A 15,163-nucleotide genomic window follows, 5' to 3' on the forward strand; every position below is an offset into this window, starting at 1 on the left:
CGCTCCGCCAGTTATAGCCTTCACCATCGCGATCAGGCAAATCATGAAACAAGCGGCGCCGGGGACGGATCTCGCTCCCCTCCTCCTCAACTGGTACGACCGGCACCACCGCGACCTGCCCTGGCGGATCTCGCCGCCCATGGCCGCGCGCGGCATGACGCCCGACCCCTACCGTGTCTGGCTGTCGGAGGTGATGCTGCAGCAGACGACAGTGCAGGCGGTGCGCGCCTATTTCGCGCTGTTCCTCGACAAATGGCCGACCGTGACCGACCTTGCCCGCGCCGACAGCGAGGATGTCATGAAGGCCTGGGCGGGGCTCGGCTACTATGCGCGGGCACGCAACCTCAAGAAATGCGCCGAGGCCGTCGCCTTCCGGCATGGCGGCCGTTTCCCCGACACCGAGGACGGCCTGAAGGCGCTGCCGGGCATCGGCGACTACACGGCCGCCGCCATCGCGGCCATCGCCTTCGGCCGGCAAAGCGCGGTGCTCGACGGCAATGTCGAGCGGGTCGTCTCCCGGCTGCACGTGATCGAAACACCGCTGCCGGCCGCCAAGCCGCAGATGCGCGCGCTGGTGGCCGCGATGACGCCGGCGGACCGGCCCGGCGACTTCGCGCAAGCCATGATGGATCTCGGCGCGACGCTCTGCACGCCGAAACGACCGGCCTGCGCGCTCTGTCCGTTCAGCGCCCGGTGCCTGGCGCGCGCCTCCGGCGAGCCGGAACGCTTTCCGGTCAGGGCCGCCCGGAGAGAAAAGCCGATCCGCCTCGGCGCGGCCTTCGTCGCCATCGACGCGACCGGCGCCGTGCTGCTTCGCAAGCGCCCCGAAAGCGGTCTGCTCGGCGGCATGACGGAGGTGCCGGGCACCGCTTGGACCGCCCGCCTCGACGGCGCGACCGGGCCGGAGGCCGCGCCGTTTGCCGCCGACTGGCGGCCGCACGGCATCGTCGGCCATGTGTTCACCCATTTCGAACTGCGGCTCTCCGTCTACAGCGCGGACGTGACCACTGCGGCCGGCGGCACGGCGAACTGGTGGGAGCCGCTCGCAACGCTCGGCCGGCAGGCGCTGCCGACTGTCATGAAGAAAGCAATAAAGCAGGCCATACCCGAGGCTTTCGACGCGCCGCGGCGCGGCCGGCCCGCATATGACGACAAGGCGAGGACCCCATGAGCAGCATCGACATCCGACACATCGTCTTCGACATCGGCCGGGTGCTGATCCACTACGACCCGCATATCCCCTTCAGCCGGCTGATCCCGGACGATGCGGAGCGCAACTGGTTCTTCGCCAATGTCTGCACCCACGACTGGAACCTCGAACAGGACCGCGGCCGGCGGTGGGCGGATGCCGAGGCGCTGCTCGTCGCCGAGTTTCCCGAGCGCGAGGAGCACATCCGCTGCTTCCGCAAATACTGGCACGAGATGGTGTCGCATGCCTATGTCGAGAGCGTCGCGATCATGGAGACGCTGATTTCCGACGGCCGCGACGTGACCATGCTGACGAATTTCGCCGCCGACACCTTCAAGGAGGCAAGAAAGCTCTTTCCCTTCCTCGACATGCCGCGCGGCGTGACCGTCTCCGGCGAGATCGGCCTCATCAAGCCGGACGTCGCCATCTACGAAAGACATGCCCGCGACTTCGGGCTTGACCCCGCCCGCACCCTCTTCATCGACGACAGCATGGCGAATGTCGAAGGCGCCCGGCTTGCCGGCTGGAACGCCGTGCATTTCGTCGATCCCGAAAAACTGAAGAGCGACCTCGCCGCCCACGGCGTGGCGCTTTAGGGGAGCGGACGCGAACGGCATGGCCTTCGACCCAGCCGAACGGCACCGGCTCTATCACGACGCCATCGAACGGCGGGACTTCGCGGAGATCCGAAACCTGTTCGCGGAGGACGCGGTCTATGCCTCGCCGGGGACCGGCGGCGTGACGGAGGGCCGGGACGCGATCCTCGCGGCTTTCCGCGCCTATTTCGAGACGTTCGCGGATCAGGTGGCAAGCGACAGCCTCGTCGAGGCCCTGTCGCCGTTTTCGAGCCGCGCGCTCTGGTCGCTGAGAGCGACAAACGGCGCGACGGGCGCGGTCGTCGAGCGGACAGGCGAGGAAATCGTCACCTTTGACGACGACGGCGCGATCGTGCGGATCGCGGTGGAGGATAGACGATAGCAACGGCGCTTATGTTACCGTGCCCCAAAAGGAAAACGCCCGGAGCTGGCGGCTCCGGGCGTTTTTCGCTTTGCCGGGACTGAAGGTACGAAAAGGTGCAACCGAAAATCGAGCCAAGCAGCCGCTTGATTAAGTGGACACCCTGGCAAGCAGGCACGTCCGCACGACGCCCCGAATTTCATTTGAAAGGTTCGTTTCCCAGCATTCAAAGACGGTTTGCTCGCAAGGATCACGCGGCTTGATATGCTGACGTAAATGAGCGAGTAAATGCCCGTCAACGCATGCAAGGATAAAGCCGTTCATGGATGCCAGCGCAGTTCAAGTAATTTCCCAAGGCCCATCATTTAAGCATGTAGGGCGCGGCAGCAGACGATGCGTTGTTGTGTTTTCATCTTTCGCAGCCAGAGACTATGGCCCTGATGCTTACTCCTTCTTCCCGCACTTGAAACCACATTTCAATGAAGCTGACTTTTTATTTATTAAGGATGCCAGGAACCAGTGGTATAATCGCGGACTTTGCGAGATCGCCGATACGGCGGATGAACTGACAAAGTGGTTGGCATCCAAGATATCTGCTTACGACGAGACGTCGTTCTTCGGCTCATCTATGGGAGGCTATGCCGCTTTGCTCTTTGGCGGCCGGGTGCAAACCCAACATATCGTCGCGATCGCGCCGCAAACATTTCTCCGAAAAGGCTACCCTCGATACGGATCGTCTCACAGTGGAAACTATATTGAGATTGAATGCGCTGATCTTGCGACCGTTGGCCGGGTCGACATCGTCGTCGGCGAGAACAACTTGTTTGACCTCCATCAAAGCAACAGATTGCTCGGAACATCGAACATTCGTCGAAGTGTGGTTCCGATTGCTTATCATAACGTGCTGGAACATTGGCACTCTCTTGGATTGACGCAATCGCTTATGGCGGCGGTCGCCGGCTTTCGGTGGCCGGAATTTCTGAGTACAGTGGATTTACGAGCGAGAGGCCTCGAACTTGGCGATGAAACGGAGATCCTCGCCTTGATCGATAGTTACGTTTATTTGCGGTATTCGGGTGACAAGCTAGGTTCTTTGAACGCCCTGAAGCGGCTCCGAAAGATAGCTCCGGAATGGCAAGGCCCGATGGTGGCAGTCGGTTTGCTCAAGTTAGAACTTGGCGCCCTTTTCGATGGAGTGCGCATCCTTAAAAAGGTCATGGAACAAGGCACTAAAATACACGGCTTTTTTCGCCCGCTCGCTGTCGCACTTGCGCAACTAAAAAGACCGCAGGAAGCAGTGGATGTCGCCATCGCAGGAACTCGGCTCAACCCGAAAAACCGCCTAGCGTTCTCAGAGATTGAACCAATCTTCAGGGCTTACGGACTTCAAGATTTCGCACAGCAATGCAGTAAGCTGGCGCAAAAAGCGTAAAGCGACGCGACGCCGTGACCGGCTCCACCGCTCCTTCGGCATATTGCCGCGGAATTTTCGACTCTGCGGTACGCTGCATATGATTTTCTCACGAGACAAACGGCGGGGCCAGTTGCATTTCCCGGCATGAAACATGCAGAGCCATATCGCGCTGGCCTTCGGTGGAGTCGATCCAATCATGTCGGTTGCGCCTATGGGCAAGCGCTATAGCCCCAAGCTGGAAAAATGTGCGAAAATCACCCTGTTTCGACAAAAGTCATTGCCAACGAAAATCATTCGGTCTTTTTAGCGACTGAACGTGGATGCCGCCAAATTGTGCACATCTTGCACGAGATGTGTTCGAAGATGTTTCGAAGCGAGATAGCGAATGAGTGGACTCAAAACGGGCGACATTGTCGCGGGGGAGGCGTTTAAGCACATCAAAAACAACCATAAAAGTTGCGTCGTCGTTTTTTCCGCATTTGCGGCGCGAAATTTTGGCCCGAACGCTTTTTCCTTCCACAGCCAATTCATTCAGCACGTCGATAAAAAAGACGTCCTATTCATAAAGGACGCAAAAAACCAATGGTACAATAAATCTTTACCTGGGATCGGCGACGGTATCGAAGCTACGACAGCGTGGCTGAGAAGGACGCTCGCTCCTTATGAAAACATAATCTTATTCGGGCAGTCGATGGGTGGATACGCGTCCCTCCTATTTGGCAGCCGTTTAAATGTAGACAATATCATCGCCCTCTCCCCGCAGACTTTCCTGCGCTCGCCTTATCCGCGGTTCAATCCAAAATTACACAAAGGCCCCTATGCCGACCTCTCGGAGGAGAACTATTCCGGAACCAAGCGCATAGATGTTGTTATCGGCGAAGACGATTTATTCGACATCTACCAAATCAATACACTTCCTTCGGACAAGGTTATAAAGACCATCGTCCCAACGGCGTTTCACAACGTGCTTTACCTATGGCATAGGCAGGAAAACTTCGACAAGGTCGTTGCAGCCGTCATGGACGACACATGGCCGACGCTAATCGACAATTGGCGCGAGACTTACCGACCACGCCTCCAAGTTGCACCTTTTGTTGACGATCCACAGTTCGCGCGCGATCTCATCGATTTCATCGAAAACAGATATGCCGGCGATAAGATGGCTGCGTTGAACATGCTTGTCCGCATCCAAGCTTATTCGAACGACTGGATAGGTCCGACGGCAGCCATGGGACTTCTGAAGATGGATATGGGAGCAACGCTCGAAGCAATCGACCTTCTCGATAAAGTACGGTCTAAAAGCAATACGATCGACGACATCTATCGTCCTCTGGCGCGCGCTCTGGCATCTCAGAAACACATCCAGCGCGCGTTGGAAGTTGCTGAGGCTGGCATCAAGATCAACGTCGCCAACAGGGTTGTTTACCGGGAGCTCGAGCCAATTTTTTACGCCTATGGGTTGACCGACGCCGTCGAAATGTGCCGAACTCTCGCCGCTGCCTAGCAGGAAAGGTATGGCGAATTAACTCAAACGCGGTCTGCCATGACCGATTCTTGCAGGGCGACCTGATACGGTCGCATCAAAACGCCGAACGCGGGAAGTATCAAATGAATCTTACAGTAATCAGCGCGCGTCTGTATGATTGCGGTGCGTCTATTGCAGCGTTGCGCTCTGCGAACGCATTGGCGTCCGAATTCGACAGCGTTGACTATCTTTACGAGGAGGGTTCCGCCCTCAACGAGGTCAGGCAGGTCAATCCCGCCGTCAACATCACTGGAATTTCGCCACAGCAAAGACCTGGGAGACCTCCATTCGAACTCTACGAACGAGAGATGGAGCGCCTCTCCACCGACTTCGTGATCCTGCATAATTTCGATCACGATTTCGACACTGTCGCACGATTCGGCCAGGCGAAGCCTACGCTTTGGATGATGCACGACGCCTCTCCCGTAACGGGGCTTCACTATGCCATGCCCTCATACGACGGCCGCTCCATAGTGCGGTACGAAAGTCGCAAGGGCGTTCCGACCCGAAGCTTCTTCGAGCGCATTGCAAAGCAGCGTTTCGGGTTTGCCGCTCCCAGCTTGTGGCTCAAGAAAATCGCCGAATACTACCTCTGCGGCGAAACCCCGGTCCATCTTGTCCGCAACTCGGTTCCTACCGCCTACTTTCGCCCGCGCGACAAAGCCTTGGCGCGCGCAATCGTGGGGGCAGATCCCGACGCCTTTGTCGTACTGTTCTTTGCCGGGCGCGGTGCGATGGAGCGCAAGAATCTGCACCTCCTCATGAAGGCGCTTGAATATATTCCGGATCCGCGCCTGCAGGTTCTGGTTATCGGCGGACTGCCGGCTCGCCATAGCCGTGTCGATCCCCGCTGCCTGTTTCTTCCGAACTTCTCTCAGCAACGCGACCCCGTTCGCCCGTCCCTCCTCTACTCGGCCGCCGATCTCTTCCTTCTCCCTTCACTCATCGACAACCTGCCGAATACGGTGCTCGAAAGCTACTTCTGCGGAACGCCCGTTATGGCCACACGCGACGGCGGGACGAAGGAGATGCTGATCGAGAATGAAACGGGGTGGTTGATCGATGCGCGCTCGCCCGTAGACGTTGCGACGAAGTTGAGCGAAGCGATGAAAGACAAGGCGCTGTCTCGTTTCGGAGAGCGCGGCCGCGCATTCGTAGGCGAGCATTTTTCAGAAGAGGTCTCCCGATCGCAATATCTGACGGCAATCGAGTCCGTTCAAAACCTTGCGGCCGGCCGAACGGTGGTCGCAGTTCCGCCTTCTGATCCTGTACCGACGGCGGCCGTCACGGAGCCGATATATGCTCCGGAACCAGCGCCGATATCCTTCAATGACGCCGTTGCAATTCACCGCCAGTTGAACCCCGACAGTCATATCGCCGTCTATCGCGACAAGTGGAATCCGACTCCCCTGCAAAAGCGGTGGCTGACCACATGCTATCGCATGGCCGGCAGCGGCCATGCGATCAGGTCGAACGAAGAGCGTATTGCTCGATGGCGCAATGTCTACAAGGGGAAGCGAGCCTTCCTCATCGGCAACGGCCCAAGCCTCAATCGGTGCGATCTGTCCTATCTGCGCGACGAAATAACGATAGGCGTCAATTCCATTTTCCTAAAGGCCGACGAACTGGGTGGTCTTCCGACTCATTACGTCGTCGAGGATTTTTTCGTTGCCGAGGACCGCGCCGAGCAAATCAACGCCCTTACGGGGACCACGAAGTGGTTTGGAAACTACCTGAAATACTGCCTGGATGACGATGACGCGCATTGGCTGAACGTGCGTATGCGGTATGACAACTACAAGAACTTCCCGTTCTTTTCCACAGACGCTTCACGTCAAGTCTGGGCCGGCGGCTCTGTCACATTCATCTGCATGCAGCTTGCTTTCTTTTTCGGGATCAAGGAACTCTATCTCATCGGGTTTGATCACCACTATGTGATCCCCGATACCACCGATATTGACGGAGGCAATCTTACCTCGCTGGGGGACGATCCCAATCATTTTGACAAGACATATTTCGGCAAGGGTCTGCGTTGGCACGACCCCAAAACGGAGCGTATGGAGCTTGGCTATTCGAAGGCCGGACTGACATTCGAGAGGCACGGTCGCAAGATCTACAACGCAACCGTCGGCGGAAAACTGGAAGTACTGGAACGCAGAGACTACCAGTCCATATTTGGCCCCGGCTCCGTTCGCTGAGAGCATTTGCAGAGCGTCAGCATTCTCCGCGTTATCCCGCTAGCGCAAGATGCCCGATCCAATACGAAAGGAAAAACGATGTCCAAAGTCACCGAAAATCCGGCTGAAAATAAAAATACAGTCAGCCTTGAAGAGTTCAATCAGCTAAAAGCTGCTTTCCAGTCACTGGAAAAGGATGTCCAGGACCGGATCATCGAGCTTCAGCTTGGCCTTCGGGCCATAGAGATCGTCGTGCTGTCACAGAAACAGGAGTAGCGACCGTGAGTTCAGAAGAAAAGGTTCTGAGCTGGCAGGTGCCGCTGCAGCGCGTGATGGTCTTTCAATCCGTACGCGACGACGAGAAACAGGTTGCGGATCTGAAGGCCCTTTTGGGCAAACACGAGGATGATCTTCAGATCGTATTCGTTCCGCCCCTCGATTCTGCCGAATCCTGGCCCGGAACAACAAGCACCTGGCAAAGGATTCTGCGGGTCAGGGACCGCATTCTGAATCGCACCACTCGTGTGAAGAAGATCGTGGGACTAGGCGTCGGCCATGCCGCCGCTTACGCCATTCTTCTCGACCTTATTGTCGATTTCAATGCCGCGTATGCGATAGCGCCGCGTTTCAGAGCTCAGGACGGTTCTTCTCTCCTGCCTTTTGACCTCGGGGTCGCCGGTGCGCTGCCCGGAGTTCGGCGCCGGGCAGGACGTCTCGCCATCGACGACTTTACAGGTGGGCCAGCACTTAGCCACTTGGCGGCACTCATGCCATTGGCGCGCTGCGTAAACGTCAAGGGCCTGAAAACCGAAGCTGGCAATCACGCTTTTGAAAGTTTGCTTCGATCGGTTCTCGCCGGCTTGAACTCAAACGCGGAGGACTTGGCTCCGGGTGCAATTGAGATCGGGGGAAGCTCCTGCGTCACGCAGGAGGACCTCGAGCAGGCGCGTGCATCGGTGGACCAACTCCGTATGCTCCTTGCGATATGAACAACGGCCAGGCGTGCTCCCAAGCGCCGATGACGCCCAAGCGAAGGAAAACACGATGACAGTTACTCCCTCAATGTTGCTGGAAAGGAAGCTTGCCAGTCTTGAGAATCTGCTTACCGAGAAGGACAGGCTCCTCGAAAGCCTGATTGCCTCGATAGATGCCCGGGGACAGTCGGAACTCGACGCGCTCAGAAATCTCGTGGCTGAGCAGCAGGCGCTTATCGGCGCCCTTTCGGGCAACGGGTCCGTGACACTCAAAGCGCTCGATGACGGACAGACAAGTTCGGGAGAGAGAGAGCTCAAGGTCTTCACCGGTCAGAACGGCGATGTCTTTGCTTTCAGCAAGCCCTTCTTCCCGCCGTTCACGATCGCCGCGAGAATTTACAATGTAAAATCCGCCCACGATGATTTCTCCATGAGCAGTACGACACCTCCCATGCCGTTTACTGTCGGTGGCGTCGCACTTTACCGCCGCGACGAGGAAACCATGCGGCTGATCATTGGGAACAAGGAAAAGGTCGAAATAGACTTCGACGACAACTCCGGCTGGATAACGCTGCACATTGCCATGGAGAGCGACAAGCTCAGAGTCTATGTCAACGAGGCGCTGGCTCACGAGGGGGTGCCGCCAGAATTGTTCCACCTGCGGTCCGCCAAAGTCGGCTGCGGCCACAAGGATCGCGGCTGGAGTGGATACATCGACTATCTGTGGATCAAGCAGGATGCTTTGAGCCCAGCCTCCGCAAAGGTCGCACGGGCAGACACCAATCTGGCGGCGGACAAACGCACCATATTCTATTTCGACGGCGCCAAATCAGCCGTAAAGGCGTAGCGCTTTCCGGGCGGTCGTTACTCTCAGCGCTTCCTGCTGTTGCCAAAGGAAAACGCCCGGAGCTGGCGGCTCCGGGCGTTTTTCGCTTTGCCGGGACTGAAGGTACGAAGACCGGCAGAGCGAGACCTGACCTGGCGAGACTGGTTGATCAGTCTAGTTTTGCCAAGTCACATCTTATGACCGCCCGCAACGCGTCGATGGGCTTCAGGGTCTGCCCGTCGTCGTAGTGCCAGAACGTCCAGCCGTTGCAGGCATCGAGCCCCTGCACCTTGGCGCCGAGGCGGTGGATGGAGCCGGCGTCGCCGCCGCAGGCGAGCGTGCCGTCGGCCCGCACGATGGCGCTGTGGCGGCGGCGGGCGTCGGTCAGGACCGTGCCCGGCTTGATGAGGCCGCTTTCGATCAGCGTGTTGAAGGCGACGCGCGGCTCGGCCTTCTTGCCGGTCATCACCGAGAGCGTCGCCTTGCCGAGCGGCTCGACCGCCTCGATGCGCTCCAGCGCCGCGTCGATATAGGCCTGCTCGCGCTCGATGCCGACGAAGTTGCGGCCGAGGCGCTTGGCGACGGCCCCGGTCGTGCCGGAGCCGAAGAAGGGATCGAGCACGATGTCGCCGGGCTTCGTCGAGGCCATGAGGACCCGGGCGAGCAACGCTTCGGGCTTCTGGGTCGGATGCGCCTTCTTGCCATCCGCGCCCTTCAGCCGCTCGCCGCCCGAGCAGATCGGGAACAGCCAGTCGGAGCGCATCTGCACGTCGTCGTTCGCCGCCTTCATGGCATCGTAGTTGAAGGTGTAGCCCTTGGCCTTCGGGTCGCGGCTCGCCCAGATCATCGTCTCGTGCGCGTTCTGGAAGCGGCGGCCCTTGAAGTTCGGCATCGGGTTGGTCTTGCGCCAGACGATGTCGTTCAGGATCCAGAAATCGAGATCCTGCAGCGTCGCGCCGACGCGGAAGATGTTGTGGTAGGAGCCGATCACCCAGATCGTGCCGTTCGGCTTCAGCACGCGGCGGCAGGCGAGCAGCCAGGCGCGGGTGAAGGCGTCATAGGCTTCGAAGGAGGCGAACTGGTCCCATTCGTCGTCGACCGCGTCGACCACCGACTGGTCGGGCCGCGTCAGCATGCCGCCGAGCTGGAGGTTGTAGGGCGGATCGGCGAAGATCACGTCGACCGACTGGTCCGGCAGCGCCTCGAGCGCCGCGACGCAATCCCCCTTGATGATGGTGTTGAGCCAGGCGCCGGAAGCGGGCGAACGGCGGATGTCGGCAAGCGAAAGGACAGATGACATGAGGAACTCGCTGGTACGCTTACTCGGAACGGACGTGTTGAGGCTCATGGTTACCGAAGATGGTTACCAAAGGTTGAAGGCGCCGGCGAAAAAGAGAAATCGGCCGCATGTCGCGTCGTTCCGAATAACAGCCGCGCCGCAGCCGTCAGCATAGCGACCGGCCCGGCATCCGCTGCCGGCAGGCCTGGCATTTGCCCAAACCACCTTGCCCGCCGCAAAGGAGGACACCGTGCGCCCAGCGTTCCTGCTTCCCATCCTGTTCGCCCTCGCCGCCCCGCCGGCGCTTTCCGCCGAGAAGACCATCGTCGTGCTCGACGCATCCGGCTCGATGTGGGGCCAGATCGACGGAAAGGCGAAGATCGAGATCGCCCGCGAGACGCTCGGCACGGTGCTGAAATCCGTGCCGTCCAGCACCGAGCTCGGCCTGATGGTCTACGGCCACCGGGAGAAGGGGTCCTGCGGCGACATCGAGCTCGCCGTGCCGCCGGTCGCCGGCAGCGCCGCGGCCATCACCCGCTTCGTCGACGGCATCAGCCCCAAGGGCAAGACGCCGATCTCGGACGCCGTGCAGCGGGCCGCGGACGTGCTGAAATACACCGAGGAGAAGGCGACGGTGGTGCTCGTCACCGACGGGCTCGAAACCTGCGCGGCGGATCCCTGCGCGCTTGCCAGCGCGCTCGAGAAGCAGGGGGTGGATTTTACCGCCCACGTGGTCGGCTTCGGCCTGACGGAAGAGGAAGGCCGGCAGGTCGCCTGCCTCGCGGAAAATACCGGCGGCACGTATTTCGAGGCGGCGAATGCGGTCCAGCTCGTGGCGGCCCTGACCGAGACGGTGGCGGAAGCGCCGATGGCGAAGCCGGAACCGATCGTCGAGGAGGTTGCCGAGGCGACGCCGGAGCCCGCCGCAATCGAGAACAATGTCGAAACCGATGCCACGCTTTCCGAGAGCGGCCCGTCGCTCGCAAAGGATGACCGCGTGCGCTGGGACTTCTTCAAGGCGGATGCGAAGGGCGGCAGGACGGACGAGCATGTCCACGGGGGCTACGCGGTTCGCAACTCGTCCTGAAGCTGCCGGCCGGGCGCTATGTCGCCGCGGCGAAGCTCGGCAATCTCCGCCGGGAAGTCGCCGTCGAGGCAAAAGAGGACCAGGTCGCGCGCGCCAGAGTCAATTTCGACGCCGGCCTCCTGAAAGTGACGCCGAAGCGGACACCCGAGGACGACAGGGCGGACGACAGCGCCCGCGTCGACCTGCGTCAGGGAGACTTTGCCGATGGCGGCTACGGCCTGACCGAAGCCTTCGTGCCGGCCGGCGCGATCGGCATCGAGGCGAAGATCGGTCCCGCCCGGATCGAGGACACGGTGACGGTGCGGGCGGGCGAAACGGTGGAACACACGGTGGTTGTCGGTGCCGGTATCGTCGTGACGAAGGCGGTCTATGCGGAGGGCGGGCCGGAGGTCGATTCGGGCGACGTGCGCTTCGACGTCGTCGCCGCCAAGTCGAATATCGACGGCAATCGTGACAACGTGAACGGCACCTATGGCACAAACAACCCGATCGAGAGCCCGTCGGGCGACTACGTGCTCACCGCACGGCTCGGCTCGGCGACCGGCGAAACGCCCTTCTCTCTGAGGGCCGGCGAGCGCCTCGACGTCTCCGTCAACATCAATGCCGGCGTGCTCGCCGTCTCGGCGCCGGGCGCCTACCGCATCGATCTGAAGGACGGCAAGAAGGACATCCAGGGCAACCGGAAGGACGTGTCGGGCAACTACGGCACCGAGCATCAGGACACACTGCATCCCGGAGACTACGTCATCGTCGTGACCTATGAGGGCGACAAGGCGCCGAAGGAGGCGAAGGCGACCGTGAAGGCGGGCGAACGCACCGAGATCACGGTCGAGTAAGCGGGGACCGGAGCCTCCGGCACCGCGGCCCGCCCGGACCTGCCGGGCGGGCCGTCTGTTCAGGCGGCATCATGGCGGGCCCGGCTGTCGCCCGGGGCGCCGGCGCGTTCGAAGCGGCCGTAGTCCCGCATCACCGCGGCGACCCGCAGCCGGTAGTCGGCAAAGACGCCCGCCCGGCCCATCGCCTGCGCCTCCCGGTGCTCCTGCCCGTTCCGCCAGGCGATGACCGCTGCCTCGTCGCGCCAGAAGGAGAGCGACAGGAGCTTGCCGGGCGTCGAAAGGCTCTCGAAGCGCTCGACCGAGACGAAGCCGTCAATCCCCTCCAGCAGCGGCTTCAGGTCGACCGCGATGCCGAGATAGGCGTCGCGGCGGCCGGGCGCCGGCACGACCTCGAAGATCACCGCGATCATCGCGCCGCCCCCGCCGCATGCGGCAGCGACATGTTGGACAGGAAGAGGCGGTCCTCCTTCAGGATGAAGCGCTCCCGGCGGGCGAAGTCGTAGTTCTCCCGCCCCAGCGGATCGTCCGCGAGCCGGGCGCGATAGGCCTCATAGGCCGCCAGGTTCGCGATGTTGTAGACGCCGTAGGCGGTGGTGGCGGAGCCCTCGTGCGGGCCGAAATAGCCGACGAGGTCGGCGCCGCAGCGTGGGATCGCCTGGCCCCAGTTGCGGGCATAGGTTGCGAAGGCATCCCGGCGGAACGGGTCGATCTCGTAGCGGATGAAGCAGGTGATCATGAATTCTCTCCGTCGTTGGCGATGCCCCTTTCTCGCATGTTGAACAGCGCCAACGCTTCGATTATGATCGAACTATGAAGGAAGGACCGGACATCGCGCAGATCGGCACGCTCGTCGGAGACCCGGCGCGCGCCAACATGCTGACGGCTCTGATGGGCGGCCGGGCGCTGACGGCGACGGAGCTTGCGGGTGCGGCCGGCGTGACGCTGCAGACGGCGAGTTCGCACCTTTCGAAGCTGGAGGCCGGCCGGCTCGTCACCCAGCGCAAACAGGGCCGCCACCGCTATTTCGCGCTGGCCGACGACGAGGTGGGCCTGATGCTCGAGGCCCTGATGGGCTTTGCCGCCAATCGCGGCTTCCTGCGCGCCCGTCCAGGCCCCAGGGACCCGGCGCTGCGCAAGGCGCGCGTCTGCTACGACCACCTTGCCGGCGACTTCGGCGTCAGGCTGTTCGACCGGCTGGTGGCCGACGGCGACATCGAAACGGCGGGCGAGGACGCGGTGCTGACCGCCCGCGGCGAGGAGCGGATGACGGCGCTCGGCATCGACGTGGCGCGTCTGAAGGGCCAGCGCAGGCCGGTCTGCCGGGCCTGCCTCGACTGGAGCGAGCGGCGCTCGCATCTCGCGGGGTCGCTGGGCGAGGCCCTGCTCGCGCGCTTCGTCGAGCAGGGATGGGCGCGCCGCGATCCGGACGGGCGGGCCATCCGCTTCAGCCGGAGCGGCGAGGCGGCTTTCCTGGCGATGTTCAGCTGAGCTGTTCGTGCCGGAACGGCGTCGAAGGGGCGCGGATGCAGGTGCGACGCCAGGCGAAACACCGTCGATGCCGGCATACACCGGCTGCGTTCTTTCAGGCCGCGGAAATCAGACGGGACAGAGTTAATCTTCCGCTGTATTTATTGACAGCCATCACCCAGGGTTGTAGTCGTTAAGTGCCGTCTGACGGGCGATAAAACTAAAAACTGCACCGGGCGCAAGCGTCTTGGGCAGGCCATCTATTTTCCGGATGAAGCTTGAGAGAGTTGATCGGTTGAGGTCCGCCAACCCCAACGGCCTTCGTTCCTCGAATGAAGGCCGCGATCAACTCTCTCATTTCGTTGCCGCATCCTGCCTGTCGGCAGTCCGTGCTGCGCCGCATTCACAAAGATCTTAGCAGCACCCTCGAACCGCTCCGACCTCGAGAAGAAACCTATCCGAAGCCGGTTCCCGCTGAAATCGCTAGTTCTAGGGACGCCACACCGCAAGATTGCGTGGCGCAAATGCCGGGCATCTGCCGGCAGGCGCCGGCGACCGGGGTGCCGCCGCGGCATCGCCGCACTCGAACATTGTCCTTTTGCCGCTCCTCGTGTAGGTAGCGCCGACGCTGGCATGCGGTCGCGACATGGCCCGCGCAAACACCCGGACACGCCTGACCGCGTTCCGCCGACCGGCTACAGACCCCACAGGAAAGACGGCATCCATGGAAGGCTTCGACCTCATCATCTTCGACTGTGACGGCGTCCTCGTCGATTCCGAGATCATCGCGGCGGAGGTGGAATCGAAACTCCTGACGGAGGCAGGCTACCCGATTGGCGTCGAGGAAATGGGCGAGCGCTTCGCCGGCATGACGTGGCACAATATCCTGCTCACCATCGAGCGCGAGGCATCGATTCCGCTGTCGGCCTCGCTGCTGGACAAATCCGAAAAGCTGCTCGACGCGCGGCTCGCCCGCGACGTCAAGGTGATCGAGGGCGTGAAATTCATGCTGTCGCGCATCCGCCGGCCCTATTGCATCTGCTCGAACTCGTCGTCGCACCGGCTCGACATGATGCTTGCCAAGGTCGGACTGAAGGACGTCTTCGCGCCGCATATCTTCTCGGCCAAGGATCTCGGCCCCGACCGTGTCAAGCCGAAGCCGGATATCTTCCTGCACGGCGCCAAGCAGTTCGGCGCGGACCCCGCCCGCACGCTCGTCATCGAGGATTCAGTGCACGGCATCACCGGCGCGCGCGGCGCCGGCATGCGCGTCGTCGGCTTCACCGGCGCCTCGCACACCTACCCGTCCCATGCCGACCGGCTGACGGATGCCGGCGCGGAAACAGTGATCGCCCGCATGAGCGACCTGCCCGGCGTCATCGCGGCACTGGCAGAGTGGCAGGAAGCGATTTGAGGCAGTAGGCAGTAGGCA

General features: G+C 61.3%; 16 protein-coding genes. 13 read left to right on the top strand and 3 right to left on the bottom strand.

Translation table 11 applies throughout. The annotated features are described in order from the left end of the window. Positions 1–43: 43 nt before the first annotated feature. From mutY to LXM94_RS09135, 9 genes are all read left to right on the top strand, one after another. Positions 44–1,171 carry an A/G-specific adenine glycosylase gene (gene mutY / locus LXM94_RS09095; protein ID WP_235770870.1) on the top strand — a complete coding sequence of 376 codons (1,128 nt, stop codon included), beginning with the start codon at positions 44–46 and terminating at the stop codon, positions 1,169–1,171. Next, positions 1,168–1,785 carry an HAD family hydrolase gene (locus tag LXM94_RS09100; RefSeq protein WP_235770871.1) on the top strand — a complete coding sequence of 206 codons (618 nt, stop codon included), beginning with the start codon at positions 1,168–1,170 and terminating at the stop codon, positions 1,783–1,785. The genes mutY and LXM94_RS09100 overlap by 4 nt, the downstream gene beginning before the upstream one ends. Positions 1,786–1,804: 19 nt before the next feature. After that, on the top strand, positions 1,805–2,167 hold the full coding sequence (locus tag LXM94_RS09105) for a nuclear transport factor 2 family protein (protein WP_235770872.1): 363 nt from the start codon (positions 1,805–1,807) through the stop codon (positions 2,165–2,167). Between the two features lie 301 nt (positions 2,168–2,468). Then, positions 2,469–3,578 carry a hypothetical protein gene (locus tag LXM94_RS09110; RefSeq protein ID WP_235770873.1) on the top strand — a complete coding sequence of 370 codons (1,110 nt, stop codon included), beginning with the start codon at positions 2,469–2,471 and terminating at the stop codon, positions 3,576–3,578. Positions 3,579–3,945: 367 nt separating this feature from the next. Next, entirely contained in the window at positions 3,946–5,064 is a 1,119-nt protein-coding gene (locus tag LXM94_RS09115) for a hypothetical protein (RefSeq protein WP_235770874.1), read from the top strand. A gap of 104 nt (positions 5,065–5,168) precedes the next feature. Further along, positions 5,169–7,283 carry a glycosyltransferase gene (locus tag LXM94_RS09120; RefSeq protein ID WP_235770875.1) on the top strand — a complete coding sequence of 705 codons (2,115 nt, stop codon included), beginning with the start codon at positions 5,169–5,171 and terminating at the stop codon, positions 7,281–7,283. 78 nt (positions 7,284–7,361) lie between these two features. Beyond that, positions 7,362–7,538 carry a hypothetical protein gene (locus LXM94_RS09125; RefSeq protein ID WP_235770876.1) on the top strand — a complete coding sequence of 59 codons (177 nt, stop codon included), beginning with the start codon at positions 7,362–7,364 and terminating at the stop codon, positions 7,536–7,538. A gap of 5 nt (positions 7,539–7,543) precedes the next feature. Next, on the top strand, positions 7,544–8,251 hold the full coding sequence (locus tag LXM94_RS09130) for a hypothetical protein (RefSeq protein ID WP_235770877.1): 708 nt from the start codon (positions 7,544–7,546) through the stop codon (positions 8,249–8,251). Between the two features lie 55 nt (positions 8,252–8,306). Then, positions 8,307–9,083, top strand: a complete 777-nt coding sequence (locus tag LXM94_RS09135) for a hypothetical protein (RefSeq protein WP_235770878.1) — start codon at positions 8,307–8,309, stop codon at positions 9,081–9,083. A 148-nt stretch (positions 9,084–9,231) separates the two neighbouring features. Here the strand turns inward: LXM94_RS09135 and LXM94_RS09140 are convergent, their stop codons facing one another. Then, positions 9,232–10,362: a site-specific DNA-methyltransferase gene (locus LXM94_RS09140; protein ID WP_235770879.1), complete on the bottom strand. Its 1,131-nt coding sequence runs from the start codon at positions 10,360–10,362 to the stop codon at positions 9,232–9,234. 229 nt (positions 10,363–10,591) lie between these two features. Here LXM94_RS09140 and LXM94_RS09145 point away from each other — a divergent pair, with 229 nt between their 5' ends. Both LXM94_RS09145 and LXM94_RS09150 read left to right on the top strand, forming a co-directional pair. Further along, positions 10,592–11,428 carry a vWA domain-containing protein gene (locus LXM94_RS09145; RefSeq protein ID WP_235770880.1) on the top strand — a complete coding sequence of 279 codons (837 nt, stop codon included), beginning with the start codon at positions 10,592–10,594 and terminating at the stop codon, positions 11,426–11,428. A gap of 125 nt (positions 11,429–11,553) precedes the next feature. Continuing rightward, entirely contained in the window at positions 11,554–12,264 is a 711-nt protein-coding gene (locus LXM94_RS09150) for a hypothetical protein (protein WP_235770881.1), read from the top strand. 59 nt (positions 12,265–12,323) lie between these two features. Here the strand turns inward: LXM94_RS09150 and LXM94_RS09155 are convergent, their stop codons facing one another. Both LXM94_RS09155 and LXM94_RS09160 read right to left on the bottom strand, forming a co-directional pair. Beyond that, a complete protein-coding gene (locus tag LXM94_RS09155) occupies positions 12,324–12,674 on the bottom strand; it encodes an antibiotic biosynthesis monooxygenase family protein (RefSeq protein WP_235770882.1) in 351 nt (116 codons plus the stop codon). Beyond that, entirely contained in the window at positions 12,671–13,000 is a 330-nt protein-coding gene (locus LXM94_RS09160) for an NIPSNAP family protein (protein WP_235770883.1), read from the bottom strand. Before LXM94_RS09160 ends, LXM94_RS09155 begins: the two co-directional genes overlap by 4 nt. 74 nt (positions 13,001–13,074) lie before the next feature. Between LXM94_RS09160 and LXM94_RS09165 the strand changes: the two genes are divergently transcribed. Together LXM94_RS09165 and LXM94_RS09170 are read left to right on the top strand one after the other, a co-directional pair. After that, positions 13,075–13,752 (top strand): ArsR/SmtB family transcription factor, encoded by a 678-nt coding sequence (locus tag LXM94_RS09165; protein WP_235770884.1) that lies wholly within the window; start codon positions 13,075–13,077, stop codon positions 13,750–13,752. A 703-nt stretch (positions 13,753–14,455) separates the two neighbouring features. After that, a complete protein-coding gene (locus LXM94_RS09170; protein WP_235770885.1) occupies positions 14,456–15,145 on the top strand; it encodes an HAD family hydrolase in 690 nt (229 codons plus the stop codon). Positions 15,146–15,163 lie beyond the last annotated feature (18 nt).

The organism is Rhizobium alarense, assembly GCF_021555155.1.
GTDB lineage: Bacteria > Pseudomonadota > Alphaproteobacteria > Rhizobiales > Rhizobiaceae > Rhizobium_D > Rhizobium_D alarense.

Excerpts from the sequence above, each read along its gene's own strand:
- LXM94_RS09155 (WP_235770882.1), bottom strand. The coding sequence starts at position 12,674 with ATGATCGCGGTGATCTTCGAGGTCGTGCCGGCGCCCGGCCGCCGCGAC.
- LXM94_RS09135 (WP_235770878.1), top strand. The coding sequence starts at position 8,307 with ATGACAGTTACTCCCTCAATGTTGCTGGAAAGGAAGCTTGCCAGTCTT.
- LXM94_RS09105 (WP_235770872.1), top strand. The coding sequence starts at position 1,805 with ATGGCCTTCGACCCAGCCGAACGGCACCGGCTCTATCACGACGCCATC.
- LXM94_RS09110 (WP_235770873.1), top strand. The coding sequence starts at position 2,469 with ATGGATGCCAGCGCAGTTCAAGTAATTTCCCAAGGCCCATCATTTAAG.
- LXM94_RS09165 (WP_235770884.1), top strand. The coding sequence starts at position 13,075 with ATGAAGGAAGGACCGGACATCGCGCAGATCGGCACGCTCGTCGGAGAC.
- LXM94_RS09160 (WP_235770883.1), bottom strand. The coding sequence starts at position 13,000 with ATGATCACCTGCTTCATCCGCTACGAGATCGACCCGTTCCGCCGGGAT.
- LXM94_RS09170 (WP_235770885.1), top strand. The coding sequence starts at position 14,456 with ATGGAAGGCTTCGACCTCATCATCTTCGACTGTGACGGCGTCCTCGTC.
- LXM94_RS09125 (WP_235770876.1), top strand. The coding sequence starts at position 7,362 with ATGTCCAAAGTCACCGAAAATCCGGCTGAAAATAAAAATACAGTCAGC.
- LXM94_RS09100 (WP_235770871.1), top strand. The coding sequence starts at position 1,168 with ATGAGCAGCATCGACATCCGACACATCGTCTTCGACATCGGCCGGGTG.
- mutY (WP_235770870.1), top strand. The coding sequence starts at position 44 with ATGAAACAAGCGGCGCCGGGGACGGATCTCGCTCCCCTCCTCCTCAAC.
- LXM94_RS09115 (WP_235770874.1), top strand. The coding sequence starts at position 3,946 with ATGAGTGGACTCAAAACGGGCGACATTGTCGCGGGGGAGGCGTTTAAG.
- LXM94_RS09140 (WP_235770879.1), bottom strand. The coding sequence starts at position 10,362 with ATGTCATCTGTCCTTTCGCTTGCCGACATCCGCCGTTCGCCCGCTTCC.
- LXM94_RS09120 (WP_235770875.1), top strand. The coding sequence starts at position 5,169 with ATGAATCTTACAGTAATCAGCGCGCGTCTGTATGATTGCGGTGCGTCT.